A 15,524-nucleotide genomic window follows, 5' to 3' on the forward strand; every position below is an offset into this window, starting at 1 on the left:
CAAAAACATGAGCAGACATATTCAATATTCAATTGTTGTACCTGTGTATAATGAAGAGCTTGTCATTCATGAAACCTATCAGCGCTTAAAAGAGGTCATGGATCAAACGAAGGAAAACTACGAGCTGCTTTTTGTCAACGATGGCAGCAAAGACCGCAGTATTGAGATTTTAAGAGAGCACAGCCTGATCGATCCGAGAGTGAAAATTATTGATTTTTCAAGGAATTTTGGACATCAGATCGCCATTACGGCAGGTATGGATTATGCACAGGGGAATGCAATCGTCGTCATTGACGCCGATTTGCAGGACCCTCCTGAACTGATTTTAGAAATGATTGAAAAGTGGAAGGAAGGCTATGAAGTCGTGTACGCCGTACGGACTAAACGAAAAGGGGAAACCTTTTTCAAAAAACAAACCGCGGCTATGTTTTACCGGCTTCTCAGCGGTATGACAGATATTGATATCCCGATTGATACGGGGGATTTTCGCCTCATGGACAGAAAAGTCTGTGATGAAATGAAGAGATTAAAAGAAAAAAATCCATTTGTAAGAGGGCTAGTCAGCTGGGTGGGTTTCAAACAGACAGCGGTCGAGTATGTACGTGATGAAAGGCTCGCCGGAGAAACAAAGTACCCGCTCAAGAAAATGCTGAAGCTGTCAATGGACGGCATCACGACATTTTCACATAAACCGCTGAAGCTGGCAAGCTATGCGGGGATTTTAATGTCAGGTACTGGATTTCTGTATATGTTTATCGTGCTGTATCTGAAGCTATTCACAGACAGCACGATTACCGGCTGGTCATCACTTATTGTGATCCAGCTCCTGTTCAGCGGCATTGTCCTTCTGATTTTGGGCGTGATTGGCGAATATATCGGCAGAATCTACGATGAAGCCAAAGACAGGCCGCTTTACATCGTCCAAAAATCGTATGGAATTGAAAATAAAAGACTCTATAGAGACCAGCATATGTCATAACCTCAAACCCCCTGTCCGTAATGGACAGGGGGTTTTTATGCTCTGAGCACGATCTAAAGCAAAAGATGCTGATAGATATATGGAAATTGGGTAAAGAAGAGATTGTGAGCTTGTACTGCGGTTCAGTCATGCTGAAATAAAAACAGCAAAACTTAAAGATTTCGTCCTCGGCTTTGCTGCATGTCAGCTGTTATATTGGGGGGCTTTTAAGAAACGCATGATTAGAGCCGTACCAGTTATGTTTAATAGAATACTCGTACCCAATACAATTCCCCACGTCAACGTCGATTCAGAGAGAAGAAAGCTCAGCAAAAGAAAAGCCAATCCTGCGCAGATCATACCCAGTCCCACGGTTTTCATGTTCATGCCTCCTAGCAAACGATGTTTCTAGCATCTGATGTGAATGATGTCAATCTGTATGATATACGGATATCTCGTCAGAAAGTTTCATAGAACAATTAGGTCTTTTATCTAATAAAAAGCCTCAGACCGCTTTTACGGCCTGAGGCATTATGTCTTACGAAGTTTTCTCTTCTTTTTGATCCAGTTTAATTTTTTTCGTCATTTCTTTGCCGTTTCGGAGAATTTTCACTTCAACGGTATCACCGATCTTTGCGTCTTTATATAAGATATTGCGCAATTCACTGCCTGTATCAATTTCTTTACCTTTTAGGCCGATGATAATATCCTCCGCTTTTAATCCGGCCTTTTCAGCAGGAGAGCCTGAAGCGACCTCACGGATGTAAACGCCTTTATTCAGCTGGCTGCCGAACAGGCCGAGTGTGCCTTCTTGGTAATTTTGCGGCACTTGCTCTAGATCAAGCATGCTGACACCGATATATGGACGTTCAATTTGTCCTTTAGACAGCAATTCTTCAGCAATCGGTTTTACGTCATTGCTTGGAATGGCGAATCCGATACCCTCAACATCATCCTCACTGATTTTCATACTGTTAATGCCGACAATTTTGCCGTCTGTATTTAACAAAGGACCGCCGCTGTTACCTGGATTAATTGCTGCGTCTGTCTGAATGACGTTAATGCTCGTTTCGCCGGCTGATGTAGACATTGAAACCGTTCTGTCCACGCCGCTTACAATTCCTTGTGTTACTGTGCGGGACAGGTCTTTTCCAAGCGGATCCCCAATCGCAATAACGGTCTCGCCTGTTCTAAGATCAGATGAATCACCGAAGTTTGCCACTTTTGTGACGTGGTCATCACTGATTTGGAGGACGGCTAAATCAGTTAACGAGTCACTGCCTACCAGCTTTGCAGTAACCTCAGTGCCGTCATATAAAGATACCTTCAGTGATGATGCCCCTTCTACGACGTGGTTATTTGTAATGATATAAGCCTTGCCATTCTCTTTTTTGAAAATGACACCTGACCCTGAACCGCTTTCTGTATCTTCGCTGGAATCAGAAGAACTAGAGCCGAACAAAGAGCTGTTTGATTGTGCCTGAAGATTTGTAATACCGACAATCGCTGGTGAAAGGTCTTCTACCATATCTGAGATTTTAGAAGAGTCCTCGCTCTTGAATGCAGATGAGCTGCTTGAGCTTTTTTTAGATTCAGAGGAGGTGCTTGTTGCTGTAACAGATTGCGTTTGCTGCTGGCTGGATGATTGTTTTGCAGTGTCCTGAGAATCATGGTCACCAAGCGGTGTAAACGTGTAAATGCCAAGAGCAAGACTGCCGCCGATCACTCCGCCAAGCAACGGTCTGAACCATCCGAATCCTCGTTTTTTCTTCTCCTGATCATGAATGACATTGCGGGCCGAGTAGGAGGCGCTCTGATCGTTCTCTTTCGTTAAAAAGACCTCATTCTCATTACCTTTCGTTCTGTTTTCATCACGATAGTTATCCATCATGTTCACTCCGTTTCTCTATTTTCACATGTCTATTTATATTGATAGGTTTATGACTTGAGTTTATCATAAACAAAAACTGTGGGATAAAAATGAAAAGATTATGGGAAATTGTGAAAAAGTGCGGAAAACGGTACACTTCATATTGTATATGAAAGGACTGAGTCGATGGAACAGATTGGATTGATTGGATATGGCAGCATGGCGGATATGATCGCTAGACAGCTGTTGAAACATGAACAAATAAAAGAGAATGAGCTATTTATTGAGACGAGAACGAAGGGGGAGCGGCTGCGGGCACTCATGTCAGATTATCCAAACGTATCGGCTGATCCGTTGGAGAATTGGGCAAATACGTGCCAATTGATTTTGATATGCGTCCCGCCACTCCATGTCATCGAAACAATGCGCCGTCTGTACCCGTATGTGAACAGAAATACTCACATCGTATCCATAGCTGCCGGTGTGCCGCTGCGTCTTTTGGAGGCAGAAACAGAAGCCGGTATCTCACGTGTTATTCCTGCCATTACGTCCGAAGCAGAAGCCGGCATCTCACTTGTCGTTCACAGTGAAGCACTGGCTGCAGAGAAAAAAGAACGTCTGAATGAATTGTTATCGGTTTTCAGCCGTGTACGGGAAATCAAAGAATCGAATTTAGATGTGGCCAGCAATTTAACGAGCTCGGCACCGGGATTCATAGCTGCAATCTTTGAAGAACTGGCACTGTCTGCCGTCAGAAACAGCAGCCTGTCCAAAGAAGAAGCCTTTGATTTTCTGATTCATTCGCTATACGGAACTGGCAAGATGCTGATCGAAAAAAATATGTCTTTCGAGGAGACGCTGGAACGTGTTGCAACCAAAGGCGGAATAACGGGAGAGGGAGCTGAGGTGATACACGCCTCTGTGCCGGACGTTTTTGATGAGGTATTTGAAAGAACCCTGAGAAAATATGAACTGCTTACAGAACAGGTTGGTAAACAAACATGAATCCTTGAAAGAGGATTCTTTTTTTATCACTGAATGATTGAGATTTTTCCCAGTTATATTGCATTTTTCCTCTTTTTTTAATATAATTTGTTAGAATATTCATAATTTAGTAAAAAAGGAGGAGCGTTATGAAATTGTACATGTCAGTAGATATGGAAGGTATTTCGGGTCTTCCGGACGATACCTTTGTGGATTCCGGCAAGCGGAATTATGAACGCGGACGGCTTATCATGACTGAAGAAGCAAACTACTGTATTGCTGAAGCGTTTAACAGCGGGTGTACCGAGGTGCTGGTCAATGACAGTCATTCGAAGATGAATAATCTGATGGTTGAAAAGCTTCACCCTGAAGCAGACTTGATTTCTGGTGACGTCAAACCATTTTCAATGGTGGAGGGACTGGATGATACGTTTAGAGGCGCTTTGTTTCTCGGTTATCATGCGAGAGCCTCGACTCCTGGTGTCATGTCACACAGCATGATTTTCGGCGTCCGTCATTTTTACATAAACGATCGGCCTGTCGGTGAGCTTGGATTAAATGCATACGTTGCCGGTTATTATGATGTCCCGGTATTAATGGTAGCCGGGGATGACCGGGCGGCGAAGGAAGCAGAAGAGCTTATCCCGAACGTGACGACAGCCGCAGTCAAACAAACCATTTCAAGATCCGCAGTGAAGTGCTTGTCGCCTGCGAAAGCCGGACGGCTGTTGACAGAAAAAACCGCATTTGCCCTGCAAAACAAGGACAAAGTCAAGCCGCTCACACCGCCTGACAGGCCAGTTCTGAGCATTGAATTCGCCAATTATGGCCAAGCAGAATGGGCGAATCTGATGCCGGGAACGGAAATCAAGACGGGAACTACAACCGTTCAATTTCAGGCGAAGGACATGCTTGAAGCCTATCAGGCGATGCTTGTCATGACTGAGCTTGCGATGCGGACATCATTCTGCTAAAGGGGTGTTTTAGGCTTTGGCGCGATACATGATAAAGCGTTTTTGGGCAATGGCAGCTACGATTTTGGTGATTACCACCCTGACTTTTGTTCTCATGAAGGTCATTCCCGGATCTCCTTTTAACGAGGAGAGAGGCACAAATGAAGCCGTTCAAAAAAATCTCGAAGCCTACTATCACTTAGACGATCCTCTCATTTTCCAATACATTTTCTACTTAAAATCCATCATTACATTCGATTTCGGACCTTCAATTAAAAAACCGTCGGACAGCGTAAATGATATGCTGGAACGCGGATTTCCCGTTTCCTTTGAGCTTGGGATGACAGCGATTGTCATTGCTGTGATTTCTGGGCTGGTGCTGGGCGTAATCGCTGCACTCCGCCGCAATGGCTTTTTGGACTACGCCGCGATGAGTCTTGCAGTACTCGGCATCTCCATCCCGAATTTTATTCTGGCAACATTGCTCATTCAGCAATTTGCTGTCAATCTCAAACTATTTCCCGCTGCGACATGGACGAGCCCGATTCATATGGTGCTTCCGACCGCAGCGCTTGCTGTAGGGCCAATGGCGATCATTGCCAGGCTGACACGGTCGAGCATGGTCGAAGTTCTGACACAGGATTATATCCGCACAGCAAAAGCAAAAGGGCTTTCTCCGTTCAAAATTATCGTAAAACACGCACTCAGAAATGCACTCATGCCCGTCATTACCGTCCTGGGCACACTCGTCGCCAGCATCTTAACAGGAAGCTTTGTCATTGAAAAAATCTTTGCCATTCCGGGAATGGGAAAATATTTTGTTGAAAGCATTAATCAGCGGGACTACCCCGTGATTATGGGAACGACCGTTTTTTACAGCGTCATTCTGATTATCATGCTGTTTTTGGTCGATTTGGCCTACGGTCTCTTAGACCCGCGCATTAAACTGCATAAGAAAGGGTGAAGCGTGTGAATCTCCCTGTACAAACGGATGAACGCCAGCCAGAACAGCACAATCAGGTGCCTGATGAGTGGTTTGTCTTGAATCAGGAAAAAAATCGGGAAGCCGATTCGGTCAAGCGGCCGAGTTTGTCATACACGCAGGATGCCTGGAGGAGGCTGAAAAAAAATAAATTAGCGATGGCCGGACTCTTTATTCTTTTATTTCTTTTTGTCATGGCAGTTATCGGGCCCTTTTTATCGCCCCATAGTGTCGTACGCCAATCGCTGACAGAACAAAATCTTCCGCCCTCAGCCGATCATTGGTTCGGCACCGATGAACTCGGCCGGGATGTGTTTACCCGAACATGGTATGGCGCGAGAATCTCGTTGTTTGTCGGCGTGATGGCAGCACTGATTGATTTTTTGATCGGTGTCATTTACGGAGGCGTTGCCGGCTATAAAGGCGGCAGGATTGACAGCATTATGATGCGGATTATCGAAGTGCTGTACGGACTGCCGTATCTGCTTGTTGTCATTTTGCTGATGGTGCTCATGGGACCGGGACTGGGCACGATTATTGTGGCGCTGACTGTGACCGGGTGGGTCGGCATGGCGAGAATTGTAAGAGGCCAGGTGCTTCAGATTAAAAATTATGAATATGTACTCGCCTCGAAAACCTTTGGCGCGAAAACCTTTCGCATCATCCGGAAGAATTTGCTGCCGAATACTATGGGAGCGATCATCGTACAAATGACATTAACCGTACCTGCCGCCATATTCGCAGAATCATTTTTAAGCTTTCTCGGCCTGGGCATACAGGCTCCGTTTGCAAGTTGGGGCGTGATGGCGAATGACGGCCTGCCTACGATTTTATCTGGGCATTGGTGGCGCCTGTTTTTTCCGGCCTTTTTCATATCTCTGACGATGTACGCGTTTAATGTGCTGGGGGACGGATTGCAGGATGCGCTTGACCCTAAGCTGAGGAGGTAGCTGTATGGAAAAAGTTCTGTCAGTCCAAAATCTGCACGTGTCTTTTACGACTTACGGCGGGACGGTTCAGGCGGTCAGAGGGGTGAGCTTTGATTTGTATAAAGGAGAAACCTTTGCGATCGTCGGCGAATCCGGCTGCGGCAAAAGCGTTACCTCCCAAAGCATCATGGGCCTGCTTCCGCCTTATTCGGCGAAGGTGACAGACGGCAGGATTCTATTTAAAAACAAAGACCTTTGCCGTCTCTCTGACAAAGAAATGAGAGGTATAAGGGGAGCCGACATTTCTATGATTTTTCAAGACCCGATGACGGCGTTAAACCCTACGCTGACTGTCGGCGACCAGCTGGGGGAAGCGCTATTGCGCCACAAAAAAATGAGCAAAAAAGCGGCACGGAAAGAGGTGCTTTCCATGCTGTCATTGGTTGGTATTCCAGATCCCGGAGAGCGCCTAAAGCAATATCCCCACCAATTCAGCGGCGGTATGAGACAGCGGATTGTCATTGCGATGGCGCTGATTTGCGAGCCTGATATCTTAATTGCGGATGAACCGACCACCGCCCTGGATGTAACCATTCAGGCACAGATTTTAGAGCTGTTTAAAGAGATTCAGAGAAAAACGGATGTGTCTGTCATTCTGATTACGCACGATTTAGGGGTTGTTGCCCAGGTAGCTGACAGAGTCGCAGTCATGTATGCCGGGAAAATGGCGGAAATCGGCACAAGAAAAGATATTTTTTATCAGCCGCAGCACCCATATACAAAAGGCCTGCTGGGCTCTGTCCCGCGGCTGGATTTAAATGGCGCTGAGCTGACCCCGATTGACGGAACGCCGCCGGATTTATTTTCGCCTCCGCCGGGCTGCCCGTTTGCCGCCCGCTGTCCGAACAGGATGGTTGTGTGTGACAGGGTGTACCCGGGCCAGACGATCAGATCTGACTCGCACACCGTCAACTGCTGGCTGCAGGATCAACGAGCAGAGCATGCGGTGCTGTCAGGAGATGCGAAGGATTGAACATGAAAAGGGGGAAGAGGATGAAACGAGTGAAAAAGCTATGGGGCATGGGTCTTGCATTAGGACTTTCGTTTGCGCTGATGGGGTGCACAGCAAATGAACAGGCCGGAAAAGAAGGCAGTCATGATAAGGCAAAAACCAGCGGAGAAAAGGTGCTGTATGTAAATAATGAAAATGAACCGACTTCATTCGATCCGCCGATCGGCTTTAATAATGTGTCATGGCAGCCGTTAAATAACATCATGGAGGGGCTGACGCGTCTTGGCAAAGATCATGAGCCCGAGCCGGCAATGGCGGAGAAATGGTCTGTTTCGAAAGATAATAAAACTTACACATTTACGATTCGGGAAAATGCGAAATGGACAAACGGAGATCCTGTAACAGCCGGAGACTTCGAATACGCGTGGAAGCGGATGCTTGATCCGAAAAAAGGCGCTTCATCGGCATTCCTAGGTTATTTTATTGAAGGCGGCGAAGCATATAACAGCGGGAAAGGGAAAAAAGACGATGTGAAGGTGACGGCAAAGGATGATCGAACCCTTGAAGTTACACTGGAAGCACCGCAAAAATATTTCCTGAGCGTTGTGTCCAATCCCGCGTATTTCCCGGTAAATGAAAAGGTCGATAAAGACAATCCAAAGTGGTTTGCTGAGTCGGATACATTTGTCGGAAACGGCCCGTTTAAGCTGACGGAATGGAAGCATGATGACAGCATCACAATGGAGAAAAGCGACACGTATTGGGATAAGGATACAGTGAAGCTTGATAAGGTGAAATGGGCGATGGTCAGTGACAGAAATACAGATTACCAGATGTTTCAATCAGGGGAACTTGATACCGCTTATGTCCCTGCTGAGCTGAGTGATCAGCTGCTTGATCAGGATAACGTCAATATTGTTGACCAGGCGGGTCTCTATTTCTATCGATTTAATGTCAACATGGAGCCGTTCCAAAATGAAAACATCAGAAAAGCCTTTGCGATGGCTGTGGATCAAGAGGAAATTGTAAAGTACGTCACGAAAAATAATGAAAAACCGGCGCACGCCTTTGTATCGCCTGGGTTTACGCAGCCTGACGGCAAAGATTTCCGTGAAGCAGGCGGAGACCTGATCAAGCCTAACGAAAGCAAAGCGAAGCAGCTGCTCGAAAAGGGCATGAAGGAAGAAAACTATAATAAGCTTCCTGCGATCACGCTTACTTACAGCACAAAGCCGGAGCATAAAAAGATTGCCGAAGCTATTCAGCAAAAATTGAAAAATAGCCTTGGAGTCGATGTGAAGCTGGCCAATATGGAATGGAACGTATTTTTAGAGGATCAAAAAGCGCTGAAATTCCAATTCTCTCAAAGCTCATTTTTGCCTGATTATGCAGACCCTATCAGTTTTCTGGAAGCCTTTCAAACGGGAAATTCGATGAACCGCACAGGCTGGGCCAATAAAGAATACGATCAGCTGATCAAACAGGCGAAAAACGAAGCCGATGAAAAAACACGGTTCTCTCTTATGCATCAAGCTGAAGAGCTGCTCATCAATGAAGCGCCGATCATTCCGGTTTATTTTTATAATCAGGTTCACCTGCAAAATGAACAAGTAAAAGGAATTGTCCGTCACCCTGTCGGCTATATCGATTTAAAATGGGCAGATAAAAACTGATGGAGGCGATTGAGGAAATACTGCTTCTTTATGCGAAGGAGCGGTATTTTTTCTCTTTCTTGCACGTATACGTAGGGTGCAGAGCAAATGAAAGGAGTGTTTTCGTTGAATTACAAGCCGAAAGCGTTGAACAAGGGTGATACAGTCGGAGTGATCGCGCCCGCAAGTCCGCCGGATCCAAAAAAGCTTGACACCGCGCTTTTATTTTTAGAAGAGCTCGGTCTTCAGGTGAAGTTGGGCAAGGCGCTGAAAAACCAGCACGGCTATTTAGCGGGACAGGATGATGAGCGGCTGGCGGATCTCCATGAGATGTTCAGAGACGATGAGGTAAAAGCAGTGTTGTGCGCATGCGGGGGTTTTGGGACAGGACGTATCGCCGCGGGCATTGATTTCAGCTTGATCCGCAAACACCCTAAAATCTTTTGGGGATACAGCGATATTACGTTTTTACATACTGCCATTCATCAAAACACAGGTCTTGTCACTTTCCATGGCCCGATGCTCAGCACGGATATTGGCCTTGACGACGTTCACCCGCTGACAAAAGCGTCATATAAGCAGCTCTTCCAGGAGACGGAATTCACCTATACAGAAGAGCTTTCTCCGCTGACCGAGCTTGTTCCTGGAAAAGCGGAAGGCGAGCTTGTCGGGGGAAATCTGTCTTTGCTGACGTCTACACTGGGCACGCCATTTGAAATTGATACGAGAGGAAAGCTTCTGTTTATTGAAGATATTGACGAGGAGCCTTATCAAATCGACCGGATGCTGAATCAGCTGAAAATGGGGGGGAAGCTGACGGACGCGGCGGGAATTCTAGTTTGTGATTTTCACAATTGTGTCCCGGTGAAGCGAGAGAAGTCTCTCTCGCTTGAGCAGGTGCTGGAAGACTATATTATTTCTGCGGGCAGGCCTGCTCTGAGAGGATTTAAAATCGGCCACTGCTCGCCAAGTATTGCCGTTCCGATCGGTGCGAAAGCTGCTATGAATACAGCAGAAAAAACAGCCGTAATAGAGGCGGGCGTTTCAGAAGGGGCGCTGAAGACATGAAAATCATTCGAATCGAAACAAGCCGAATCGCTGTCCCGCTGACAAAGCCGTTTAAAACCGCACTTCGCACTGTGTATACGGCTGAATCAGTCATAGTAAGGATTACTTATGACAGCGGTGCAGTCGGATGGGGAGAAGCACCCCCGACGTTAGTGATTACAGGAGACAGCATGGATAGCATTGAAAGTGCCATCCACCATGTGTTGAAGCCGGCATTGCTTGGAAAAAGCCTGGCGGGCTATGAGGCCATTCTGCACGACATCCAGCATCTTCTTACAGGAAATATGAGCGCGAAGGCTGCTGTAGAAATGGCTCTATACGACGGCTGGGCGCAGATGTGCGGGCTGCCGCTTTATCAAATGCTTGGCGGATATCGAGATACGCTGGAAACAGATTATACTGTCAGTGTCAACTCACCTGAAGAGATGGCAGCTGATGCCGAGAATTATCTCAAACAAGGCTTTCAAACGCTGAAAATAAAGGTCGGAAAAGATGATATTGCAACAGATATCGCCCGTATCCAGGAAATCAGAAAACGTGTCGGATCAGCTGTGAAACTGCGTTTAGACGCTAATCAGGGGTGGAGGCCGAAGGAAGCGGTAACTGCCATTCGGAAAATGGAGGATGCGGGCCTAGGCATTGAGCTTGTCGAGCAGCCTGTCCATAAAGATGATCTCGCTGGGCTTAAAAAGGTGACAGATGCAACAGATACGCCGATTATGGCTGATGAAAGTGTTTTTACACCGCGCCAGGCGTTCGAAGTTCTGCAAACCCGGAGCGCAGACTTGATCAATATTAAATTGATGAAAGCGGGCGGCATCAGCGGAGCAGAGAAAATTAATGCCATGGCGGAGGCCTGCGGGGTGGAGTGTATGGTCGGCAGCATGATCGAAACGAAGCTGGGCATTACGGCCGCGGCGCATTTTGCGGCAAGCAAGAGAAACATCACACGCTTTGATTTTGACGCGCCGCTGATGCTGAAAACAGATGTATTCAATGGCGGCATAACATATAGCGGCAGCACGATTTCGATGCCTGGCAAACCGGGCCTCGGAATCATCGGGGCTGCGCTTTTGAAAGGGGAAAAAGAGCAATGATGCACACTGTCATATCAGCAGTGGCCAACATCTGGACAGCGCCTGATTCACCTCGTCCGTCTGATCAATTCATGCTTCAACCGACTGTAATGATCAGAGACTGGCTGGAGCGCATGACGTATGATGAACGGCTTGGATTATGTACAGACAATGTAATCCAAACTCAGGTTCTCTTTGGCGAAAAGGTACTTGTGACGGCGGAACAGGGGGAATGGGTTTCTGTGATCGTGCCTAGCCAGCCATCCCGAAAGGATCCGCGCGGATACCCGGGCTGGATGAAAAAGTACCAGCTGGAAAAAACAAAGCCCATCCATACACAACACGATGTGATGATCAGCAAACCTGCTGCCTTTTTGTACAGAAGCAATGGGGAAAAGGAGATCGAATTAAGCTTTTTGACAGTTCTGCCCCTTATTGCAAAAGAAAACGGATATTTTAAGGTTTCGACCGTTTTTGGGGAAAGGTTTGTGAGGCAAAGTGATGCAGTGCCTGTCAGCCAACAGAAAGGGACTGCTGAAGACATCATTCAAACGGGTGCGTTTTTTCTTGGCCTTCCCTACCTGTGGGGAGGGATCAGCGGGTTTGGGTTTGATTGCTCCGGATTTATGTACAGTATATTTAAGGCGAATGGATACAGCATCCCCCGTGATGCGGGAGATCAGGCTAAGGCAGGGAAGGGTGTCCCGCTTGATGATATGAAAGCCGGTGATCTGCTGTTTTTTGCTTATGAGGAAGGAAAAGGAGCGATTCATCACGTCGGTCTGTATGTAGGCGGCGGGAAAATGCTTCATTCTCCAAAGACAGGGAAGTCAATCGAAATCCTCACATTAACAGAGACAATCTATGAAAAAGAATTATGTGCGGTGCGCCGCTGTTTTTCAGAATAAGGAGGGAGACAAATGAGGCGACTGCCTTTGTTAGAGGTCAGCCAGCTGAAAATGCATTTTGACGCAGGGAAAAAGCGGACAGTCAAAGCTGTCGACGGGGTCACCTTTCAGATTCGTGAAGGAGAAACGTTCGGGCTAGTCGGGGAATCAGGGTGCGGGAAATCAACCTTGGGGAGAGTGCTGATGCGCCTTTATCAGCCGACAGAAGGAAGCGTGACATACCGCGGCACAAATCTTCATGCACTAAGTGAAAAAGAGCAGTTTGCCTTCAACCGCAAACTGCAGATGATTTTTCAGGACCCTTATGCTTCACTTAACCCGCGCATGACCGTTCGAGAAATTATTTTGGAGCCGATGGAGATTCATAATCTCTACAATACCCATAAAGCACGGCTTCTCGTCGTGGACGAGCTGCTTGAGGCAGTTGGGCTTCACCCCGATTTTGGCAGCCGTTATCCGCATGAATTCAGCGGCGGGCAAAGGCAGAGAATCGGGATTGCGAGAGCACTGTCGCTGAATCCTGAATTTATCGTGGCGGACGAACCGATTTCTGCACTTGATGTCTCTGTTCAAGCGCAGGTGGTCAACCTGCTGAAGCGGCTTCAAAAAGAGAAAGGGCTTACGTTTTTATTCATTGCCCATGATCTTTCGATGGTGAAGCATATCAGTGACAGGATCGGTGTTATGTACTTAGGACACATGATGGAAATTACAGAGAGCGGCACCTTGTATCGTGAACCGCTCCATCCCTATACAAAGGCGCTTTTGTCCTCGATTCCGATTCCAGATCCTGAATTGGAGGACAAGCGTGAGCGTATTCTCTTGAAAGGGGAGCTGCCGAGCCCGGTCAATCCGCCAAGCGGCTGCGTGTTTCGTACCCGCTGTCCGGAGGCGATGCCTGAATGTGGAGAATCTCGTCCCCAGCTTCAAGAAATCGAACCCGGCCGTTTTGTCGCTTGCCATTTGTATCGAAATGCTGAAACGAAGGAAAAAGTAAGATAAATAAAAAGAGTGGCTCCTTTTTACTAGAGCCACTCCATTTGTTTATACTTGATGTAAAAACTTTACACAAACCGGGTAAGGGACAGAAACCGTTGATGGGAGGAGTGTCAATCGGCCGGTTTCTTTGTCTCTTTCAAACAAGACAAGGTTGCCTGTTTCTTCATTTGAAGCAACGAGGAACCCTTCCGTTGGGTCAAATACAAAGTCACGAGGCCAGTTTCCTTCTGTCGACACTCTTTCTACGAAAGCCAGCTCTCCTGAATATTGATTCACTTCAAATACGGCGATACTGTCATGGCCGCGGTTTGCGACATAAACAAAACGTCCGTCCTGCGTGACATGTATTGCGCTTCCCTGGCTGTTATCTGTAAAATCATCAGGGATGGCAGAAACGACTTGGATTTCTCTAAATTCGCCGGCTGTCGGGTTGTATTCAAGCGCAATCACTTCATTGCTTAATTCTGTCATGACATAAGCGTATTTTTCTTTCGGATGAAAAGCGATATGGCGAGGTCCTGCACCGGGAGCGAAGGAATGGCTTCCGGATTCAGTCAACACACCGTCTTTAAGCTTATAGGTGTAGAGCTTATCTATACCTAAATCAACCGCTACCACATAATTGTGTTCAGGTGTGAACCCCGCGTAGTGTGTATGCGGTTTTTCTTGTCTTTCGTGCGGCCCTTTTCCTGTGTGAGCGGCCTCTGAAACAGGTGATTGCAAGCTGCCGTCTTCCTGAACCGGAAAAACGTGTACCTTCCCGCTGTGATAATTGGCAGTCAGTACGAATTGATTTTGATCATCAACGCTTACGTGGCATGGCGAAGGGCCATCAATTAACTGATGATTCAGAAATGTCAATTCGCCGCTGTTTTTATCGATTTGATAGGCAGCAACTCCGCCTTGGCCGTCTGCTTTTTCGATGGAATAAAGGATGGTGTTGTTTTTATTCGTCGCCACATATGTCGGGTTGCCCAGCTTAGCGGCCAGCTTTGGCTCGCTGAGTGCTTTTTTCTCAGTATCAAGCTCAAATGAATAAATTCCTTCGCTTCCGCCTTTTGTATATGTTCCCACATATCCTATGTATTTTGTCATGCGATTTCCCCCTTAAAAATGATGTCACCTCTATATTAACGTATCTTGATAAAATAAGCTGTTCAAAACATGAAAAAGGGGAAGATTCTTCATTCGCCTCGAATCAGCGGCATTGTGCAGCACCTGAAGGAGCCGCCTGATTTAATAATTTCTGACAGGTCAATTTCGATAATGTGATAGCCTCTTTTCGATAGCTGTTGATTGACATGGCGGTTGCCAGGGAGACTGATGATCGTTTTTTTTCCGATTGAAAGGACGTTGGTGCCAAGCGTAAATTGTTCGTCCTCGGGCACCTCAATAAGATCATAACGTTTTGCCAGCATATCGGCTGCATCTGGCTCAATGGCCTGTGAATAAATTAACGCTTCGCTTTCAGATATAATGTTAAATACGCAGTCCAAATGCAAAAATTTTTCATGAAGCTTCACTGGAACGATCGTATATTCAGGAAGTGCCTCTTCTAGCTGGCCGATAGCTGAAATGTCGGTGCGCTGGCTGATTCCGACATAGACAATGTCATCATCGATAATGACGTCTCCGCCTTCAATACTCGTATCAAGCATGCGGGTGTAAGAGATACCTTGGCTGTGAAAAAAATCTTTTATAACGGCTTCTTCTCCTTGGCGAATCGGTTCAGTCATGCTTGACAGAAAGGCTTTTTCTCCGATGACAAATCCTATGTCCCTAGTAAAAACCTGTTCTGGGAGTCCGTCGCGAACGGGCAAAAGGACGACCTCAACGTTGTGTGACCTAAGTGCCTCCACTAAGCGGCTGTGCTGGTCGTTAGCGGTTTTTACATGAATATTGTCATCTTCAAAATGTTTTTGTGTTTCGTTTATAACATCTTTTATGGTCATGTGCTCAGGTTTGCATAAGATCACTTTTTGAAGTGTGCCGTATTCCGTTCGGCATACCGTTTTGTGCTGAGATTTCGGGATGGATACGTCCATTTGTTTTTCCTCCTAAAGTGTGAAGAATACATTTATTATTCCCTCATCATGAAAATCATTAAACCATTTTAAATTTTAGACAAATGGA

Annotated in this window: 14 protein-coding genes; 11 read left to right on the top strand and 3 right to left on the bottom strand. The window is 46.5% G+C overall.

What is annotated here, in order from left to right; translation table 11 throughout:
• The first annotated feature begins 7 nt into the window (after positions 1-7).
• Positions 8-979 (top strand): putative glycosyltransferase, encoded by a 972-nt coding sequence (gene ykcC, locus BSU_12890; RefSeq protein NP_389172.2) that lies wholly within the window; start codon positions 8-10, stop codon positions 977-979.
• Positions 980-1,496: 517 nt separating this feature from the next.
• Here the strand turns inward: ykcC and htrA are convergent.
• Positions 1,497-2,846, bottom strand: a complete 1,350-nt coding sequence (gene htrA, locus BSU_12900) for a membrane bound serine protease Do, quality control protease and chaperone (heat-shock protein) (protein ID NP_389173.2) — start codon at positions 2,844-2,846, stop codon at positions 1,497-1,499.
• A 168-nt stretch (positions 2,847-3,014) separates the two neighbouring features.
• Here htrA and proCC point away from each other — a divergent pair, with 168 nt between their 5' ends.
• From proCC to ykfD, 10 genes are all read left to right on the top strand, one after another.
• Positions 3,015-3,833, top strand: coding sequence for a redundant pyrroline-5-carboxylate reductase (gene proCC / locus BSU_12910; RefSeq protein NP_389174.1), 819 nt, complete (start codon positions 3,015-3,017; stop codon positions 3,831-3,833).
• A 128-nt stretch (positions 3,834-3,961) separates the two neighbouring features.
• Complete coding sequence (gene dppA / locus BSU_12920) at positions 3,962-4,786, top strand: D-alanyl-aminopeptidase (protein NP_389175.2); 825 nt, start codon at positions 3,962-3,964, stop codon at positions 4,784-4,786.
• Positions 4,787-4,802: 16 nt separating this feature from the next.
• Positions 4,803-5,729: a dipeptide ABC transporter (permease) gene (gene dppB / locus BSU_12930; RefSeq protein NP_389176.1), complete on the top strand. Its 927-nt coding sequence runs from the start codon at positions 4,803-4,805 to the stop codon at positions 5,727-5,729.
• A 5-nt stretch (positions 5,730-5,734) separates the two neighbouring features.
• The gene (gene dppC / locus BSU_12940; protein NP_389177.1) at positions 5,735-6,697 is read left to right on the top strand and encodes a dipeptide ABC transporter (permease); all 963 of its coding nucleotides are present in this window, start codon (positions 5,735-5,737) and stop codon (positions 6,695-6,697) included.
• Positions 6,698-6,701: 4 nt separating this feature from the next.
• Complete coding sequence (gene dppD / locus BSU_12950; RefSeq protein NP_389178.1) at positions 6,702-7,709, top strand: dipeptide ABC transporter (ATP-binding subunit); 1,008 nt, start codon at positions 6,702-6,704, stop codon at positions 7,707-7,709.
• Positions 7,710-7,711: 2 nt separating this feature from the next.
• Positions 7,712-9,361 carry a dipeptide ABC transporter (dipeptide-binding lipoprotein) gene (dppE, locus tag BSU_12960; RefSeq protein ID NP_389179.2) on the top strand — a complete coding sequence of 550 codons (1,650 nt, stop codon included), beginning with the start codon at positions 7,712-7,714 and terminating at the stop codon, positions 9,359-9,361.
• Between the two features lie 87 nt (positions 9,362-9,448).
• Entirely contained in the window at positions 9,449-10,408 is a 960-nt protein-coding gene (ldcA, locus tag BSU_12970; protein NP_389180.2) for a muropeptide L,D-carboxypeptidase, read from the top strand.
• The gene (aeeB, locus tag BSU_12980; RefSeq protein ID NP_389181.1) at positions 10,405-11,505 is read left to right on the top strand and encodes an L-Ala-D/L-Glu epimerase; all 1,101 of its coding nucleotides are present in this window, start codon (positions 10,405-10,407) and stop codon (positions 11,503-11,505) included. The genes ldcA and aeeB overlap by 4 nt, the downstream gene beginning before the upstream one ends.
• Complete coding sequence (gene eepC, locus BSU_12990; protein NP_389182.2) at positions 11,502-12,392, top strand: gamma-D-glutamyl-L-diaminoacid endopeptidase; 891 nt, start codon at positions 11,502-11,504, stop codon at positions 12,390-12,392. The genes aeeB and eepC overlap by 4 nt, the downstream gene beginning before the upstream one ends.
• Positions 12,393-12,404: 12 nt before the next feature.
• The gene (ykfD, locus tag BSU_13000; protein NP_389183.2) at positions 12,405-13,394 is read left to right on the top strand and encodes a putative cell wall oligopeptide ABC transporter (ATP binding protein); all 990 of its coding nucleotides are present in this window, start codon (positions 12,405-12,407) and stop codon (positions 13,392-13,394) included.
• A gap of 42 nt (positions 13,395-13,436) precedes the next feature.
• Here ykfD and pgl read toward each other — a convergent pair whose 3' ends face one another.
• Positions 13,437-14,486 carry a 6-phosphogluconolactonase gene (pgl, locus tag BSU_13010; RefSeq protein NP_389184.1) on the bottom strand — a complete coding sequence of 350 codons (1,050 nt, stop codon included), beginning with the start codon at positions 14,484-14,486 and terminating at the stop codon, positions 13,437-13,439.
• A gap of 89 nt (positions 14,487-14,575) precedes the next feature.
• Positions 14,576-15,436, bottom strand: a complete 861-nt coding sequence (ddaH, locus tag BSU_13020; protein NP_389185.2) for a N(G),N(G)-dimethylarginine dimethylaminohydrolase — start codon at positions 15,434-15,436, stop codon at positions 14,576-14,578.
• Positions 15,437-15,524: the final 88 nt, after the last annotated feature.

This window comes from Bacillus subtilis subsp. subtilis str. 168, assembly GCF_000009045.1.
Classification (GTDB): domain Bacteria; phylum Bacillota; class Bacilli; order Bacillales; family Bacillaceae; genus Bacillus; species Bacillus subtilis.

Coding starts and splice junctions, on each gene's coding strand:
- dppA (NP_389175.2), top strand. CDS start 3,962: ATGAAATTGTACATGTCAGTAGATATGGAAGGTATTTCGGGTCTTCCG.
- aeeB (NP_389181.1), top strand. CDS start 10,405: ATGAAAATCATTCGAATCGAAACAAGCCGAATCGCTGTCCCGCTGACA.
- ykcC (NP_389172.2), top strand. CDS start 8: ATGAGCAGACATATTCAATATTCAATTGTTGTACCTGTGTATAATGAA.
- ddaH (NP_389185.2), bottom strand. CDS start 15,436: ATGGACGTATCCATCCCGAAATCTCAGCACAAAACGGTATGCCGAACG.
- eepC (NP_389182.2), top strand. CDS start 11,502: ATGATGCACACTGTCATATCAGCAGTGGCCAACATCTGGACAGCGCCT.
- ldcA (NP_389180.2), top strand. CDS start 9,449: ATGAAAGGAGTGTTTTCGTTGAATTACAAGCCGAAAGCGTTGAACAAG.
- proCC (NP_389174.1), top strand. CDS start 3,015: ATGGAACAGATTGGATTGATTGGATATGGCAGCATGGCGGATATGATC.
- dppE (NP_389179.2), top strand. CDS start 7,712: ATGAAAAGGGGGAAGAGGATGAAACGAGTGAAAAAGCTATGGGGCATG.
- pgl (NP_389184.1), bottom strand. CDS start 14,486: ATGACAAAATACATAGGATATGTGGGAACATATACAAAAGGCGGAAGC.
- htrA (NP_389173.2), bottom strand. CDS start 2,846: ATGGATAACTATCGTGATGAAAACAGAACGAAAGGTAATGAGAATGAG.
- dppD (NP_389178.1), top strand. CDS start 6,702: ATGGAAAAAGTTCTGTCAGTCCAAAATCTGCACGTGTCTTTTACGACT.
- ykfD (NP_389183.2), top strand. CDS start 12,405: ATGAGGCGACTGCCTTTGTTAGAGGTCAGCCAGCTGAAAATGCATTTT.